We start from the raw sequence: 16811 nt of genomic DNA, 5'->3' as shown, positions 1-16811 counted from the left end.
GCGCACGGCGGAAGCCCTCACTCCGCCCGGCCTCGTGCCGTGACCAGCCCCGACTCGTAGGCGAATACCACCAGTTGGGCACGGTCGCGGGCGCCGAGCTTGGTCATCGCGCGGCTGATGTGGGTCTTGGCGGTGAAGGGGCTGATGACCATGTGGGCGGCGATCTCCTCGTTGGTGAGGCCGCGGGCGGCCAGCGCGGTCACCTCGCGTTCTCGGCGCGTCAGGCACTCAAGCCCCGGCGCCTTCGCCCGGTCCGGCGGCCGGGAGACGAACTCGCCGATCAGCGTGCGGGTGACGGACGGCGACAGCAGGGCCTCGCCACGCGTGACGACCTCGATGGCCTGGAGCAGATCGGCCGGCTCGGTGTCCTTGAGCAGGAACCCGCTGGCCCCGGCCCGCAGCGCCTCGAAGACGTACTCGTCGAGTCCGTAGTTGGTCAGCATCACCACGCGCACACCGGACAGCCGTGGGTCGGCGGCGATGCGGCGGGTCGCCTCGATGCCCGTCATCACCGGCATCTGCACGTCGACGAGGGCGATGTCCGGCACGTGCTCGCGCACCAGCGCCACGCCCTGCTCGCCGTCGGCCGCCTCGCCGACCACCTCGATGCCGTCCTCGGCGTCCAGGAGGGCCCGGAAGCCGGCCCGCATGAGCGCCTGGTCGTCGATGAGCGCGACCCGGATCACGCGTGTTCCAGCGGCAGACCGGCCCGTACCGAGAAGCCGCCCTCTTCGCGCGGGGCGGCGCGCAGGGTGCCACCGAGCGCCGTGACGCGTTCGCGCATACCGGTGAGCCCGATGCCCTCGGCGGGCGGACAGGACGGTTCGGCGGTTCCGTCGTCGTCGACGCTTATCGTCAACTCACCTTCCCCGTAGTCGAGTTGTACGGCGATCTTGGCGGATCCCGCATGTCTGGCGGCGTTCGTGAGGGCTTCCTGGACGATGCGGTACGCGGCGCGGTCCACGGTCGCCGCCAGCGGGCGCTCGCGGCCCGTCACGGTCAGGTCGACGGCGAGGCCCGCCGCGCGGGCGCGCTCCACCAGCAGCGCGGGCGTGCCGGTCGGCTCGTCGGTGCGCAGGATGTCCAGCGTGGCGCGCAGTTCGCGCATGGCCTCCCCGCCGGCCTCCTGGATGGCGAGCAGGGCAGGAGGTATCTCCTCGCCGCGCTTGCGCGCGAGGTGCACGGCCACCCCCGCCTGGAGCTTGACGATGGAGATGCTGTGGGTGAGGGAGTCGTGCAACTCGCGGGCTATGCGCAGCCGTTCCTCCCCCGCGCGGCGCAGGGCCGCCTCCTCGCGGGTGCGCTCGGCCTCCAGGGCGCGCTGTTCGGTCTGGCGCAGATACGCCTGCCAGTTGCGGCCCGCGAGACCGCTGACCACGGCGCACAGGAACCAGCCCGCGAGCAGCGCGGTCCGCTCGACGGTGCTGTGCGTGACCGGGCCCGCCGCGAGGCAGGCGCCGAGGTAGACGGCACCCGCCGCCGCGCCGACGGCCCGGTGTCCTGCCTGCGCCGCGGTGTGGACGGCGGCCACCACGGGCAGGGCGGCCACCGGTCCCGGCTGGGCGTGCAGCGCGTGGGCGCTCAGGGCCGCGGTGGTCACGGCGAGCACCACCCGGGGTGCCTTGCGGTACGCGGCCAGCGCGAGCGAACCCGCCACGATCAGGGCGAGGTCGAGCGCGGTGGTGTCCTGGTCGAGGGCCGCCGCGGACACGGTGACGGCGCCGATCACGACGGCGAGTGCCACGTCGGCGAGCCGCTTGAGGAGTGCCTGGTCCGCGCTCATGTCCGTACCGTAGACCGCCGGACGGACAGCGGCGTCAGCCCTGTGGACAACTCCCGCACTACTCCCTGCGCAGTAGTGGGAGGTGCCGGGCGGTCGGGTCGGCGCACCGTCAACTGCCTCCGGCCGTACGACGCGTGGGGGCGTCCCGGCGGACCAGGGTTCTCCCCATGACCCCAGCCTTCCTGACCTCAGCCTTCCTGACCGCACCGTTCAACGCCGCGCCGTTCACGACCGCGCCCTTCCGCCACACCGAGCCCCTGCCGCCCAGGTCCGCCTCCGGCCGCACCGCGGAGGTGTACCGGCAGCTCGCCGAGGACTTCGGCGTCGAGAACGCCTCCACCTTCGTCGTCCTGTCCTCCTCGCCCGGACTGATGGCCGCCGCCTGGGCGCTGATGCGGGAGTCGCTGCTCGCGGGCGAGGGCAGCCGCACCGGAAAGGAACTGGCCGCGTTCGGGGTGTCCCGCGCCAACAGGTGCCCGTTCTGCGTGGACGCGCACACCCTCCTGCTGCACGCCACCGGCGACCACGCCCTCGCGGAGCGCCTGGCCCGCGGCGAGGCCCCGGAGAGGGAGGTCCAGGCGCGCATGGTCGCCTGGGGCGAGGCGACCCGCGTCCCGGGCAGCCCGGACCTCACCCCGCTGCCGTACTTCGTCCGGCACACCGCCGCGTACGTGGGCACCGCCCTGGCCTTCCACTTCATCAACCGGATCGTCTCGGCCCTGCTGACCGAGAACCTGCTGCCGGGCAACGTCCAGCGGTTCAGGCCGGTCCGCAGCCTCGTCGGCCGTTCCGTGGCGAAGACCGTGCGCCGACGCCTCGTACCGGGCACGAGCCTCGCCCTCCTCGACGGCGACGCGGGCCCCGGCCCCACCTGGGCGGCCGGCACGACGGTCGGCCCGGCCTACGCGGCACTGCGGGCGGCGGCCATGGCTGGCTCCTCGCTGCTGACCGAGGCCGACCAGATCCTCGTGAGGGACACGGTCGCGGTCTGGGACGGGACGCATCAGCCGGTGGTCTGGGACGCGCTGCCCGGCCGTGCGGACCGGCCCGGGGCGCGGCTGGCGCTGCTGGCCGCGCTGGCTCCGTACCGGATCACCGACGAGGACGTGGCCGCCTGGAAGAAGCCGCCGTACACGGACCACTGCCTGGTGGAGCTGATCGCGTACGGGGCGTTCACCGCCGTGGACCGTATCGAGCGCGCGCTGCCCCTGCAGGCCGCGGTCGATGCCTCGGTGAGTCGGTAGGTACTGTCACCGCGCGGACACGGGCGGGCACGGAGCGAGTTCGCACTTCCGCCCCACAGCGGCGCGTGTGACACTGGCGTCCCGTCCGCAGTGCGGACCCCTCCGCACCGTCCCCCACGAAATGTGCGCCGTGCGATCTCTTCCTCTCGCTCTCACCGCGCGTCTGGCGCCGGTCGTCGTGCTCGCCACGGCGGGCTGGGCGCTGTCGTCCGGGCCGCTCGCCGCGCCTGCGGCCACGGAGAAGAAGGCCGCCCCCGACGGCGAGAGATCCCCGTCGGCGCCCGCGACGGCCGCGGCGGTCCGCACCTACCGCGACTCCCCCGCGCCCTGCGAGGGCATCACGAAGAAGACGGTGACCGCGCTGGTGCCCGGCGCCAAGACGGCCGGCAAGGAGATCCCCTCGACCGACGAGTCGCTGCGCCGCACCTGTTCCTGGAACGCGCTCAAGTCGTTCGACTACCGCTGGCTGGACATCTCGTACGAGATCAAGAAATCGGACGAGACCGCCCTCGCCGCGTACAAGCAGCGCACCACGGAGAAGAGCGGCGGCGGCAAGGTTCCCGGCGTCGGCGACGAGGCGTACTCGGTGGTGAACCTCACCACCGACGACAAGCAGCAGACGCGCGAGGGCATGGTGATCGTCCGCGCGTCCAACGCCCTGGTGGTCGTCACGTACAACGGCAGCGACTTCGAGAGCAAGAAGGCGCCCGGTACGGACGAGATCAACAAGGGTGCGATCAAGGCCGCCAAGGAGGGGATGGCCGCGCTGGAGGCCGCCCAGTAGCGGGCGGCTCCCGGCGCGGTCGGCCCGCGGTCAGCTGACCCTGTGCGCGGATTCCTCCCGTTCGGCCCGTGCCACGGGTGCCATCAGGGCGACGTACAGGATGAGCGACGAGGCGACGCCGACCGCCCAGCCGTAGTCCGCGAGCGGCTTGAGGAACGGGATGAGTCCGTCGACCGGGAACGGGCCGAGTTTCGCCCCCTTCTCGTCGATGTTCGAGTAAGAGCCGCCGACGGCCAGGACACCGCCGATCACGAAGGCCAGCACCGCCCGCCAGTTCCAGCCGTTCGTGTACCAGTAGCGTCCGCCGGGCGTGTAGAGGTCCGCGAGGTGCAGGACCGTACGGCGGACGATCCAGTAGTCGGCGATCAGGATGCCCGCGACCGTGCCGAGCAGCCCGCCGACCACTCCGAGCCAGGTGAAGATGTAGAACTCCGGGGTGGAGATCAGCTTCCAGGGGAAGATCAGGATGCCGATGACACCCGTGATCAGCGCCCCGGTACGGAAGTTGATGAACTTCGGCGCCAGGTTCGACAGGTCGTACGCCGGTGAGACCACGTTCGCCGCGATGTTCACGGAGATCGTGGCGATCAGCACGATGAAGAGCGCGAAGAGCAGTCCGAAGGCGCTGTCCGTCTTGGCGGCGAGGGCGACCGGGTCCCAGATGGCCTCTCCGTAGACGGCCTCCGAGCCGGAGGTGACCAGCACGGCGAGGATCGCGAAGAGCGTCATCGTCGTAGGCAGTCCGAGGCTCTGTCCCCAGGTCTGCGCCTTCTGGCTGGCGCCGAAGCGGGTGAAGTCGGGGATGTTCAGGGACAGCGTCGCCCAGAAGCCGATCATGCCCATCAGGGCCGGGAAGAAGACCGTCCAGAAGTCGGGGCCCCAGCCGAGCTTCGAAGGCTGGTCGAGCAGCGCGCCGAAGCCGTCCGCCTTGACGGCGATCCAGATCAGCAGCACGAACGCGCCGACGATCACGACGGGCGCGGCCCAGTTCTCGAAGCGCCGCAGGAAGTCCATACCGCGGTAGATGATCGCGATCTGCACGGCCCAGAAGAGCAGGAAGCACAGCCACAGCGGCCAGGGGTTGCCGGCGATCTGTCCGGCCTTCTCCCACTCCCCGCCGGTCAGCTTGGAACCGAGCGCGAAGATTCCGCTGCCGCCGATCCAGGTCTGGATGCCGAACCAGCCGCAGGCCACGGCCGCCCGGATCAGCGCCGGGACGTTGGCCCCGCGCAGCCCGAAGGAGGCGCGGGCGAGGACCGGGAAGGGGATGCCGTACTTGGGTCCGGCGTGTCCGGTGGCCAGCATCGGCAGCAGCACGATGACGTTGGCCAGCGCGATCGTGAAGACGGCCTGCTTCCAGTCCATCCCGAGGGCGACCAGACCGGAGGCCAGGGTCCAGCTGGGAATGCAGTGCGCCATGGAGATCCACAGCGCCGCGAAGTTGTACGTCGTCCACTTGCGCTCGGCGACCGGGACGGGACGCAGGTCCTCGTTGGCGAACGGGCTGTCGGCGGGGAAGGCCCCGGGGCTGAGTTCGATCCGCCCCTCGGTGTCGGCGGACTGGGATATCGGTGGCCCTGTGGGAACGGTTTCGGTCATGAGCAGGCCAATCAATGAGGTGGGACGGGAAAGGCCGTGCGGTCCCCTTCCCGGGGAGGCGGGAAGGGGACGACTTGGGTGCGGGTGGTCGGGGGGGGGACACCGTGGGTGCGGACGGTCGGGGGCGCGGACGGTCGGGAGGGACGGGCGGTCGGGAGGGACGGATGGTCGGGAGGGACGGGCTGCTAACCGTTGACCGCGGGGATGACCGTCGATCCGTACGCCTCGATGACCTCCTCCTGCGCGTCATGCATGTCGTACAGGGCGAACTGGTCGACGCCCAGCTCCCGCAGGGCGTTCAGCTTCGCGACGTGCTGCTCGGCCGTGCCGATCAGACAGAACCGGTCGACGATCTCGTCCGGCACGAACTGGGTGTCGGGGTTTCCGCTGCGCCCGTGGTGGGAGTAGTCGTAGCCCTCACGGGACTTGATGTAGTCGGTGAGTTCCTCGGGTACGGCGGCGGAGTGCTCGCCGTACTTGGAGACCAGGTCGGCGACGTGGTTGCCGACCATGCCGCCGAACCAGCGGCACTGCTCACGCGCGTGGGCGAGCGCCTCGGGCGAGTCGTCCTCGGTGACGTAGGCGGGCGCGGCCACACAGATCTTGACGTCTGCCGGGTCGCGACCGGCCTCGGCCGCCGCGGTCCGCACCGCCTTGACCATGTACTCGGTGAGGTACAGGTCGGCGAGCTGGAGGATGAAGCCGTCCGCCTCCTCGCCGGTCATCTTCAGGGCCTTGGGTCCGTACGCGGCCATCCAGACGGGGAGTTCGGCGCCCGGCTTGATCCACGGAAACCTGATCACCGTGCCGCCGAGGTCGGCCTCGTCGCCGCGCCCCAGCGTCCGGATGACCTTCATGGCCTCGCTGATCCGCGCGAGGGTGTTGGGCTTGCGGCCTGCCACCCGCATCGCCGAGTCACCGCGTCCGATGCCGCAGACCGTGCGGTTGCCGAACATGTCGTTGAGGGTGGCGAAGGTCGAGGCGGTGACCTCCCAGGTGCGGGTGCCCGGGTTCGTCACCATCGGGCCGACCTTGAGCTTCGTGGTGTTGGACAGGATCTGGCTGTAGATGACGAACGGCTCCTGCCAGAGCACGGCGGAGTCGAAGGTCCAGCCGTACGTGAAGCCGTTGCGCTCGGCCCGCTTCATCAGGCTGATGACGCGGGAGGCGGGTGGGTCTGTCTGCAGGACGAGTCCGAAGTCCATGGCGCCACTCCTGATCGCTCGGAGAAGGTCGGAGAAGGTCGGAGAAGGTCAGAGGAGGTACTGGCAGGTGGAGCGGGGGGTGTAACTGCCGTGCCCGGCACGGCCGGTGAACTCCCGGTCGGTGATGACGGATGTGCCGCGCGAGAGGACCGTCTCGACACGGCCGGTGGTGCGCCTGCCCTCGTACGCCGAGTAGTCGACGTTCATGTGGTGGGTCTCGGCGGACATGATCTGCTCGGCGTGCGGGTCGTAAATGACGACGTCCGCGTCGGCGCCCGGCGCGATCGTCCCCTTCTTCGGGTACAGGCCGAACATCCGGGCCGGGGTCGCGCAGGCGATCTCGATCCAGCGGCGGCGCGAGATGTGTCCGTCGACCACGGCCTGGTGCAGCAGGTCCATCCGGTTCTCGACGCCCGGCAGACCGTTGGGGATCTTCGAGAAGTCGCCCCGGCCCAGCTCCTTCTGGCCTGTGAAGCAGAAGGGGCAGTGGTCGGTGGAGACGACCTGGAGGTCGTTGGTGCGCAGGCCCCGCCACAGGGCGGCCTGGTGCTCCCTGGGCCGCAGTGGGGTCGAGCACACGTACTTCGCGCCCTCGAAGTCCGGCTCCGCGAGGTTGTCCGTCGACAGGAACAGATACTGCGGACAGGTCTCGCCGAAGACGTTCAGGCCCTCGTCACGGGCCCGGGCCAGCTCGGCGACGGCCTCCGTGGCCGAGACGTGCACGACGTACAGCGGGGCGCCGGCCACCTGGGCGAGCTTGATGGCGCGGTGGGTGGCCTCGGCCTCCAGGAGGGCCTTGCGGACCTCGCCGTGGAAGCGGGGGTCGGTCTCGCCCCGGGCCAGCGCCTGTTCCACGAGCACGTCGATCGCGATGCCGTTCTCGGCGTGCATCATGATCAGGCCGCCGTTCTCGGCGGAGCGCTGCATGGCGCGCAGGATCTGGCCGTCGTCGCTGTAGAAGACGCCGGGGTAGGCCATGAACTGCTTGAAGGAGGTGACACCCTCCTCGACCAGCAGGTCCATCTCCTTGAGGGTGTCCTGGTTGACGTCGGAGACGATCATGTGGAAGCCGTAGTCGATGGCGCACTTGCCGTCGGCCTTGGCGTTCCAGGCGTCGAGGCCCTCGCGCAGGGAGCGGCCGACGCTCTGGACCGCGAAGTCGATGATCGTGGTCGTGCCGCCCCAGGCGGCGGCGCGGGTGCCGGTCTCGAAGGTGTCGGAGGCGAAGGTGCCGCCGAAGGGCAGTTCCATGTGGGTGTGGGCGTCGACGCCGCCCGGGATCACGTACTTGCCGGTGGCGTCGATGATCCGGTCGGCGGTCCAGGCGTCCGCGGCGGAGGTGCCGGTTGCCGCGATCGCGGCGATGCGGGTGTCCTCGATGAGGACGTCCGCGTGCAGTTCGTCCGATGCGGTGATGACCAGACCACCGCGGATGACTGTGCGGGTGCTCATGTGTTCCTCTCCTGTCTGTCCCGACGGAGCCCCCGGGGTGGGGCGGTGGTCACGTGCGGGTGCGTCGTGGCTGGTCGCGCAGTTCCCCGCGCCCCTTTGGGGCGCCCCTTCGGGCGCCTCAGGGAGCCGTCAGGGGCTCGTACGCGTCCGGGCGGCGGTCGCGGTAGAACTGCCAGCGGTCCCTGACCGTGCGGAGTTTCTCCATGTCCAGGTCGCGGACGACGAGTTCGGGCTCCTTGTCGCTCGCCACCTCTCCGACGAACTGCGCCTCCGGGTCCACGAAGTACGAGGTGCCGTAGAAGTCGTTGGAGCCCAGTTCCTCCACGCCCACCCGGTTGATGGCGCCCACGAAGTACTCGTTGGCGACGGCCGCCGCCGGCTGCTCCAGCTGCCAGAGATAGGCGGAAAGGCCGCGCGAGGTGGCCGACGGGTTGAACACGATCTCGGCCCCGGCGAGCCCGAGGGCACGCCAGCCCTCCGGGAAGTGCCGGTCGTAGCAGATGTAGACGCCGACCTTGCCGACCGCGGTGTCGAAGACGGGCCAGCCGCTGTTGCCGGGACGGAAGTAGAACTTCTCCCAGAACCCTTCGACCTGCGGGATGTGGTGCTTGCGGTACTTGCCGAGGTAGGAGCCGTCGGCGTCGATCACCGCCGAGGTGTTGTAGAGGACGCCGGGCTGCTCCTCCTCGTACATCGGCAGGACGAGGACGATGCCCAACTCCGCTGCCAGGGACTGGAATCGGCGGACGATCGGGCCCTCGGGGATCTGTTCGGCGTACTCGTAGAACGCCTTGTCCTGGACCTGGCAGAAGTACGGCCCGTAGAACAGCTCCTGGAAGCACAGGACTTGGGCGCCCTGCGCGGCCGCGTCCCGGACCGCCTGCTCGTGGACCTGGATCATCGATTCCTTGTCGCCCGTCCATGCGGTCTGGAAGACGGCGGCGCGGATCACTCTGCTCATCGGGACCTCCGGTCGCTGGGTGTGCCGCGAGCCTAGGAAGCCCTGAAGGGGACTTTGAGTTGCACGGTGTCACGTCTGCGGGCGCGTGGCGTTCCACGGTGTCACCCTTGCGAAGGCCCATGTTTCACCACCGTTTTCCCAGGTCGTTCCAGGTTTCAGCGTTGTTGCGCGTCGTGCGCGAGGAGGGCGATGTGGATGGAGGCGGCCTGCTCGAAGTCGTCGAGGTCGACCCCGAGCCGTGCCTCTATGGATTCGAGCCGCCGGTACAGCGCGGGCCGCGAGACATGGTGGAGCTGGGCGGTGCGCGACTTGTTGCGGCCGGTGGCGAGATACGTCCGCAGCACCGGCAGCAGCTCCGCCTCCGCGTCGGCGCCGCACAGCAGCCCGTCCAACTCCCTTTCCGCGAAGGACTGGACGTGCGGGTCGTCGCGCAACAGCCGTACCAGACCTCGCAGATGTACGTCCCTCAGCCGGACCACGACCGGCAGGTCCAGGTCGGCCGGGCTCTCGGCCACCGAGTCGGCCACGTGCCGGGCCTCGCGCAGACCCGCGGGCACGTCGTCCCACCCGGTCCGCGCGTCCGCGGCGGCGACGACGACCGCGGACTCCTGTTCGCGCGGGGCACCGCCGCCCGGTTCCGCACGCAGCCGGGTGGCGAAGTGTGCGGCGAGTGCCTCGGCGTCCTGATCCCTGGCGAGGCTCAGCAGGACGGCGGTGACCCCGTCGGCCAGTTCGGCGACGAGTCCGGGGAGCCCCAACAGCCGCAGTACGCGCGCGAGTTGCGCCGCGCCGACACCTCGTACGGCCAGCGGCACGAACGTCCGCCGGTTGACCGGCAGTCCGGCCGCGCGGGCCCGGGGCAGCAGGTGCCGGGCCGGTACGGCTCCGGAGACCAGGTCGGTGAGCAGGCTCTGCGCGGACTGCTCCTCCCAGGAGTGCGCGGAACCGCCGAGCATCCGGTGCAGGACGAGCGCCTCGGCGGCACGGTCGGCGAGGAGCCGCCCGGTGGCGGTGTCGCCGCGGTAGCCGCAGAGCACGATGCGGCCCCAGCGCTCCCCGCGTCCGCCCAGTTCGGCGCGGACCCAGCCGTCGCCCTCGCGGCCGCCCGCCTGCCGGGCGATGCGCTCCCAGTCGCGCAGCACGTCGTCGACGGCGGACCGCTCCCCCGCGGTGGCGAGGACCCGGTGGGCGAGATTGGTGACGACCACCGGGCAGGCGCTGTGACCGGCGATCTCGTCGAGCAGCCGCTGCAGCGGGGCGCCGGCCGTGATGAGTCCGGTGAGCGCGGTCCGTACGGCCTCCGAGAGGCTGACGGCCGCGAACTTCCTTCGTACGAGCCGGGACTGGACCTCTTCGGTGAGTTCGGCGAAGGGGAACGGGCGGTGCAGGACGACCATCGGCAGCCCGCACCGCTCGGCGGCCCTGCGCATCACCTCGGGCGGCGCGGGAAAGGCCCGGCCGAGTCCGAGGACGACGGCCGAGGCCTCCGCGCGGTGCAGGGAGCGGATGTACTCGGCCTGCGCCTCCCGGTCGCCCGCGAGCAGCACGCCGGTGGTGAGGACCATCTCGCCGCCGCTGAGCATCACGCCGACGTCGGCGGCCTCGGCGACGTGCACCCAGCGCACGGGCCGGTCGAGCTGGCCGGCGCCCGCCACCACCTCGGGCTCCCCGGCGAGCACCCGCTCCAGGGCGAGGATCTGCCGGACCGACAGGGCGGGTTCCGAGGCGGTCGTCATCAGGGCGAACCTTCAATCTCGCGGTGCCGAACACTCCTCGGAGCCGACGTCGGTCGAGGCTGACGGCGGCTCAGCGGCTCAACGCCGCAGACCGCTGCGCAGGGCGCGCTCCAGCATCGCGGCGCCCTCCTCGGCCTCCGCGACGGTGAGGGACAGGGGCGGGGCGATCCGCAGGACGCTGGTGTTGTGACCGCCGCCCTTGCCGATCAGCAGGCCTTCCTCGCGGGCCGCTTCGAGCACGGCCGCCGCCGCGTCCGGATCGGCCTCGTCGGTGCCCGGCTTCACCAGCTCGACGCCGATCATGAGCCCGCGGCCCCGGACCTCCCGTACGCCCGGCAGCTGCTCGGCGACGGCCCGCAGCCGCTCGATGAGCGGTCCGCCGACCCTGCGGGCGTTGCCCTGGAGGTCGTGTTCCAGGAGGTACGTGAGGTTGGCGAGGCCCGCGGCCATGGTGACCTGGGTGCCGCCGAAGGTGGAGATGGAGTTCGAGTCGAGGCAGTTCATGATCTCGGCGCGGGCGACGACCCCGCCGATGGACATGCCGTTGCCGATGCCCTTGGCGAAGGTCAGGATGTCGGGCGGGCCGTGCTGCCCGTGGGCCTGCCAGCCCCAGAAGTGGTCGCCGGTCCGGCCCCAGCCGGTCTGCACCTCGTCGGCGATCCACAGGATGCCGCGCTCGGCGAGGACCTCGCGGAAGGCCGCGTACAGGCCGTCCGGTGGTGAGGTGAAGCCGCCGACGCCCTGGACGGGTTCGGCGATCAGGGCGGCGGGCGCGCGCACATGCCCGAGCAGGTCCTTCAGGTCGGCGACGCAGGCCGCGATGAAGTCGGCGTCGTCGAGATCGGCGTACGGGCCGCGGGTGCGGACGCCGCCGTGCACGTACAGCGTCTGGAGGGGCGACAGGCTGGTCGGTGACCAGCCCTTGTTGCCGGTGATGCCGACCGCGCTGAACGAACGGCCGTGGTAGCTGTTGCGCATCGCCAGGATCTGGTTGCCGCCGCGGTACGCGGTGGCCAGGAGCAGCGCGGTGTCGTTGGCCTCGGTGCCCGAGGTGGTGAAGAAGACGCGTGCGTCCGGGATGCCGGACAGTGTGGCGATCCGCTCGGCCAGGTCGACCATCGGCCGGTTGAGGTAGAGCGTGGAGGAGTGGTTGATCCGCCCGGCCTGCTCGCTGACGGCCTTCGTGACCTCGGGCAGGGCGTGCGCGGTCATCGTGGTGAGGATGCCGCCGAAGAAGTCGAGGTACTTGGTGCCCGCGGCGTCCCAGACGTGGCGGCCCTCGCCGTGGGTGAGCTCCAGCGGGTCCGCGTAGTAGAGGGCGAGCCAGTCGGGCAGAACGGCCCGGTGACGGCCCAGCAGGTCCTCGGTCACGGCTGCACCAGCCCTTCGTACGCGTCGGGGCGGCGGTCCCGGTAGAACGCCCACTGCTGCCGTACTTCCTCGATCAGGTCCAGGTCCAGGTCGCGGACGACGAGTTCCTCGCTCTTGTCGCTCGCGGGCTCGCCGACGAACTGGCCGCGCGGGTCGACGAAGTACGACGTCCCGTAGAAGTCGTTGTCCCCGTACTCCTCCTCGCCGACCCGGTTGATCGCGGCGATGAAGTACTCGTTGGCGACGGCCGCCGCGGGCTGCTCCAGCTGCCACAGGTGGGCGGACAGGCCGCGGGAGGTCGCCGACGGGTTGTAGACGAGCTGGGCGCCGTTCAGGCCGAGCTGGCGCCAGCCCTCCGGGAAGTGGCGGTCGTAGCAGATGTAGACGCCGACCTTGCCGACCGCGGTGTCGAAGACGGGCCAGCCGAGGTTGCCGGGTTTGAAGTAGTACTTCTCCCAGAAGCCCTTGACCTGGGGGATGTGGTGCTTTCGGTACTTGCCGAGGTACGTGCCGTCGGCGTCGATGACCGCGGCGGTGTTGAAGTAGAAGCCGGACTGTTCGACCTCGAAGACCGGGACCACGACGACCATGCCGGTCTCGCGGGCGAGTTCCCGCATCCGGGTGACGGTCGGGCCGTCCGGTACGGGTTCCGCCCAGCGGTAGTGCTCGGGCTCCTGGACCTGGCAGAAGTAGGGGGCGTTGAAGACTTCCTGGAATCCGATGATCTTCGCGCCCTGACGGGCCGCCTCGCGGGCGTGCTCCTCGTGCTTGGCGACCATGGATGCGGTGTCGCCGGTCCAGGTGGCCTGGACCAGAGCGGCGCGTACGACGTGGGCCATGAGCTGCTCCTTCGACGTGACGTCAGAGAGCTTCTACGCCCGTAGACACTGGGCGTAGAGCCCTGAAAGTAAGCCTCGGCGCAGCCCTGGGCAAGACCATCGTCGTTAACCGGCGGAGTCGATCATGTTTCACACCCCTGTGGGTGATCGGGACGCCGTGTTCCGCCTCAGGCCGTGTAGCCGGCGACGCGCAGCGCGTGGATCAGATCCCAGTAGCGCTGTTCCGAGACCTCGCGCGCCGCCTCCAGGAGCAGCGGGGCGAGGAACTGCGGGTCGGCGTCGATACTGCGGGCGGCTTCCTCCGGGGTGCGGACCCGGACGTACGCGTCCAGCAGGGCGCGGACCTCGCGGTGCCGCCCCTCCTCGACGAGGCCCAGGACCGCCTCGCCTATCTCGGGGGCCGGGCGGGCGACGCCCTGCCGCAGCATCTGCCGGCCGTCCGCGGTGCGTCCGGCCGCCACCAGCGCGTCGGCCGCGGCGACCAGCCGGTCGGCGGGCAGCGAGACCGCCTCCCAGAGGAGGGAGGCCCAGTCGGCGTCGAGTCCGGCGCGGTGCAGCTCGGCGGCGAGGAGCGGGAAGCGGGCCGCGGGCCAGTGCGCGGCCTCGACGAGTACGGCGTGCGCCTCGCCGGTACGGCCTTCGCCCCTCAGCCGCACGAGCGTGGCGACGGTCTCGACGGTGGTCCGCCGCGCGTCGTCGTCCAACGGCTCGCGGCGCGGCGCCCGCGGCCCCCCGCCCCCGCTCTCCTCGGCACCTCCCGCGAACCGGGCGCCGCGCGGGGTCCGGTCCGCGGGCCGCGGCACCGGCGGCCCGGGGGATACGGGGCTGCTCGCGCCCCCTGCCGTGCCCGCACCTGTGCCTGTGTCCGTGCCCGCATCCGGATCCGTCTTCGCGTCCGTCATGCCGGCGAAGCGGGCGCTGCCCCGGGCGCCTCCTCGGAGGCGGCGTTTGGAGCGCTGCTTGGGCGCGGGGGTTTCGGGAGGGGCCGGGTGCTCGGTGGCTCCGGACGCTTCAGGAGCCAGATGGGATGCGTGCGCGTCGGGTGCTTCGGTCGCTTCTGGGTGTGCCGCCGCGGCTTCCTGGGCGGAACCGGCGCGGGATGCCTGCGCCGCCGCATCCTGCCGTGCGGCCCGGTTCGCGGAGGCGTCGCGCCAGAGGTCGGGCCAGTCGTCCTCGTCCGGCGCCGCCCGCTGCACGCCCAGCCGCGGGACGGCCTCCTGGACGGCCGTTCGGACGGGATCACCGCCGCCGCTCCCGCCGCGGACATGCGCGTCCATCGCCCGCCGGTCCAACTCGTCGATGCGGGCGCGGATCTCGGCGCAACGGGCGGTCGCGCGGTCGTGGTCGTCGCGGGCCCAGGCGAGATCGAGGCGGAGGGAGTCGCCTTCCTCCTGGGTGGTGACCTCGGGAAGCGAACGCCCCAGCTCCGTGAGCCGTTCGGCGGCGTAACGCTGTTCACGCAGCATGACGTCGAGCCGGTCCCCGAGAGCGTCACGGCCACCGGGCCGCGCGTCGTACGCGGCGAGGGAGGCGGCGTGCAGGGCCCTGGCCCGCTCGGTCTCCAGCGCCGCGGCCCGGTCGCCGTACTCGGCGCCCAGATCCTGGAGGATGGCCTCCACGACGTCCCAGGGCGGCACTTCCCAGCCCTCCAGGCAGGCCCGCATGCCGTCGGGGTCACGCTGCCAGAACACACCGCACCAGCCGCCGCCCTGATCGAGCCGGGACAGCAGGCCGCTGAGGTAGTGCGCGAACTCCCGTACCTGGTCCGGGAGTTGTTCCACTGTCATTGCGTTCACCCCACGCCGGACCGGAGTACTCCAATCTGCCAGAAAACACCATTGGTGTTACGGAAACACTACGACGAGTTTTCGACCTGGACGCAGAGTGTGGTTACCACCCCGGAACGTGAGGTGAGAGTGTCCCTACGGCGCAGGTCGCACCACCATCGCCGAGCCGCCGCCCCTGCGTACGGTTTCCGCGGCTGCCAGCCACTTGCCGTTCGGGAGGCGTTGGACTCCCGTCGCCGCGCCGATCTCCGGGTTCTGGCGGAAGCCGTGGCCGATGCCTTCCAGCTGGGTCCTCAACGGGTCGTTCCACAGGCCGGGTTCGAGCTCGGTGGTCGTCTGGTTGCGCTGACTGGCCCGCGGGGCGGCGATCGCGTCGACGAGCGGCAGGCCCCGGTCGAGGAAGCCCGTCAGCGTCTGCAGCACGGTCGTGACGATGGTCGCGCCACCGGGTGAGCCGAGCGCCACCACCGGCTGCGCGTGGCGGTCGAGCACGATCGTCGGCGAGATCGACGAGCGCGGGCGCTTGCCGGGCCCGGGCAGGTTCGGGTCGTGCACGGCCGGGCTCGCCGGGGCGAAGGAGAAGTCGGTCAGCTCGTTGTTGAGGAGGAACCCGCGGCCCGGGACGGTGATCCCGCTGCCACCGGTCTGCTCGATGGTGAGCGTGTAGGCGACGACGTTGCCCCACTTGTCGGCCGCCGTCAGATGGGTCGTGTTCTCGCCCTCGTACGTCGTCGGCGCGGCCTTCCCTCCGGTCGCGCACGCCGCCGGGTCGCGCGGGTCGCCCGGCGCCAGCGGGCTCGTGAGCACCGCGTCGTCCTTGATCAGGCACTCGCGCGAGTCGGCGAACCGCTGCGACAGCAGTTCCTTCGTCGGTACGTCCTCGAAGGCGGGGTCGCCCACCCAGCGGCCCCGGTCCGCGAAGGCGATCCGGCTCGCCTCGATGTACCGGTGCAGGTACTGGACGTCGGAGGCCTTCGAAAGGTCGGTGTTCTCAAGGATGTTGAGCGCCTCACCGACCGTGGTGCCGCCGGAGGAGGAGGGCGCGATGGAGTAGACACCCAGACCGCGGTACGAGGTCTTCGTGGGCGCCTGCCGCTTCGCGCGGTACTTCGCCAGGTCCTTCAGCGTCAGGTCACCCGGGCGGGCGTTGTACTCCGAAGCGGGGTCCACCGGCGGCTCGTTGACCGTGTCGACGATGTCCTCGGCCAGTTCGCCGCGGTACAGGGCGCTCGCCCCCTTGCGGCCCAACTCCCGGTACGTTCGGGCCAGATCGGGGTTCCTGAACGTCGAGCCGACCACCGGCAGCGCGCCGCCCGGCAGGAACAGGTCCGCCGTGTCGGGGAAGTTCCTGAACCGCGCCTCGTTGGACGCGGTCTGCGAGCGGAACGTGTCGTCGACGGTGAACCCGTCCCGCGCCAGCCGCTCCGCGGGCTTCAGCAGCGGCCCGAGCCGCTCGCTGCCCCAACTGTCCAGCGCCGTCTGCCAGGTGGCGGGCGTACCGGGCGTGCCCACACCCAGGCCGCTGGTCACCGCGTCGGCGAACGGGATCGGCTGGCCGTTCTCCAGGAAGAGCCCCGAGTCGGCCGACAGGGGCGCCGTCTCGCGCCCGTCGATCGTGTGCACCGTACGGGACTTGGCGTCGTAGTAGACGAAGTAGCCGCCTCCGCCGATGCCCGACGAGTACGGCTCGGTGACGCCGAGGGCCGCCGCCGTGGCGACGGCCGCGTCCACCGCGTTGCCGCCCTTGCGGAGGATCTCCACACCGGCGGCCGAGGCGTCCGCGTCGACGCTCGCGACGGCTCCGCCGTAGCCGACGGCCACCGGCACCTTCTCGGCCGGGCCGGACCCGTTCCCGCCGGTCCCCGAGGAGGGCGGTGCCGCCCCCACCGACACCACAGCGGCCGACACCGCCAGCACAGCAAGTCTCCGCGCGACCGAGCGCCCCATCAGTACCTCCAGTCAGCGATTCCCCGCGCAGCGTAACTTCCTCCGCATGGCCGCGTCAGGTGCCTCTCGAACACCGATGCGCTTGCCCGCTAACATGCGCGCC

13 protein-coding genes are annotated in these 16811 nt (G+C 71.2%); 2 read left to right on the top strand and 11 right to left on the bottom strand.

The genetic code is table 11. The annotated features are described in order from the left end of the window. Positions 1-17 precede the first annotated feature (17 nt). Both C6Y14_RS12980 and C6Y14_RS12975 read right to left on the bottom strand, forming a co-directional pair. Positions 18-686, bottom strand: a complete 669-nt coding sequence (locus C6Y14_RS12980; RefSeq protein ID WP_107016752.1) for a response regulator — start codon at positions 684-686, stop codon at positions 18-20. Then, positions 683-1783 carry a sensor histidine kinase gene (locus C6Y14_RS12975; protein WP_107016751.1) on the bottom strand — a complete coding sequence of 367 codons (1101 nt, stop codon included), beginning with the start codon at positions 1781-1783 and terminating at the stop codon, positions 683-685. The genes C6Y14_RS12980 and C6Y14_RS12975 overlap by 4 nt, the downstream gene beginning before the upstream one ends. A gap of 167 nt (positions 1784-1950) precedes the next feature. Here C6Y14_RS12975 and C6Y14_RS12970 point away from each other — a divergent pair, with 167 nt between their 5' ends. Together C6Y14_RS12970 and C6Y14_RS12965 are read left to right on the top strand one after the other, a co-directional pair. Then, a complete protein-coding gene (locus C6Y14_RS12970) occupies positions 1951-3027 on the top strand; it encodes a carboxymuconolactone decarboxylase family protein (RefSeq protein ID WP_107016750.1) in 1077 nt (358 codons plus the stop codon). Positions 3028-3148: 121 nt separating this feature from the next. Continuing rightward, positions 3149-3811: a hypothetical protein gene (locus C6Y14_RS12965; RefSeq protein WP_404828779.1), complete on the top strand. Its 663-nt coding sequence runs from the start codon at positions 3149-3151 to the stop codon at positions 3809-3811. Positions 3812-3841: 30 nt separating this feature from the next. On the opposite strand, the gene C6Y14_RS12960 is transcribed toward C6Y14_RS12965, so the two are convergent. From C6Y14_RS12960 to ggt, 9 genes are all read right to left on the bottom strand, one after another. Further along, a complete protein-coding gene (locus C6Y14_RS12960; protein ID WP_107016748.1) occupies positions 3842-5410 on the bottom strand; it encodes an NCS1 family nucleobase:cation symporter-1 in 1569 nt (522 codons plus the stop codon). Positions 5411-5595: 185 nt separating this feature from the next. Further along, on the bottom strand, positions 5596-6615 hold the full coding sequence (locus C6Y14_RS12955) for a TIGR03842 family LLM class F420-dependent oxidoreductase (RefSeq protein ID WP_107016747.1): 1020 nt from the start codon (positions 6613-6615) through the stop codon (positions 5596-5598). 48 nt (positions 6616-6663) lie between these two features. Further along, the gene (gene hydA / locus C6Y14_RS12950) at positions 6664-8067 is read right to left on the bottom strand and encodes a dihydropyrimidinase (protein ID WP_107016746.1); all 1404 of its coding nucleotides are present in this window, start codon (positions 8065-8067) and stop codon (positions 6664-6666) included. A gap of 118 nt (positions 8068-8185) precedes the next feature. Continuing rightward, complete coding sequence (locus C6Y14_RS12945) at positions 8186-9028, bottom strand: nitrilase-related carbon-nitrogen hydrolase (RefSeq protein WP_107016745.1); 843 nt, start codon at positions 9026-9028, stop codon at positions 8186-8188. A 155-nt stretch (positions 9029-9183) separates the two neighbouring features. Further along, entirely contained in the window at positions 9184-10764 is a 1581-nt protein-coding gene (locus tag C6Y14_RS12940) for a PucR family transcriptional regulator (RefSeq protein ID WP_107016744.1), read from the bottom strand. 78 nt (positions 10765-10842) lie between these two features. Continuing rightward, positions 10843-12135 carry an aspartate aminotransferase family protein gene (locus C6Y14_RS12935; RefSeq protein ID WP_107016743.1) on the bottom strand — a complete coding sequence of 431 codons (1293 nt, stop codon included), beginning with the start codon at positions 12133-12135 and terminating at the stop codon, positions 10843-10845. Next, entirely contained in the window at positions 12132-12974 is an 843-nt protein-coding gene (locus C6Y14_RS12930) for a nitrilase-related carbon-nitrogen hydrolase (RefSeq protein ID WP_107016742.1), read from the bottom strand. Before C6Y14_RS12930 ends, C6Y14_RS12935 begins: the two co-directional genes overlap by 4 nt. A 167-nt stretch (positions 12975-13141) precedes the next feature. Further along, complete coding sequence (locus C6Y14_RS12925; protein ID WP_107016741.1) at positions 13142-14761, bottom strand: hypothetical protein; 1620 nt, start codon at positions 14759-14761, stop codon at positions 13142-13144. 135 nt (positions 14762-14896) lie between these two features. Next, positions 14897-16708, bottom strand: a complete 1812-nt coding sequence (gene ggt / locus C6Y14_RS12920) for a gamma-glutamyltransferase (protein ID WP_107016740.1) — start codon at positions 16706-16708, stop codon at positions 14897-14899. Positions 16709-16811 lie beyond the last annotated feature (103 nt).

Origin of the sequence: Streptomyces dioscori (assembly GCF_003024195.1) — a bacterium.
In the GTDB taxonomy this organism is placed as follows: domain Bacteria; phylum Actinomycetota; class Actinomycetes; order Streptomycetales; family Streptomycetaceae; genus Streptomyces; species Streptomyces dioscori.
Note: the sequence above shows the minus strand (reverse complement) of the source record. Positions and strands in the feature narration are given on the sequence as shown.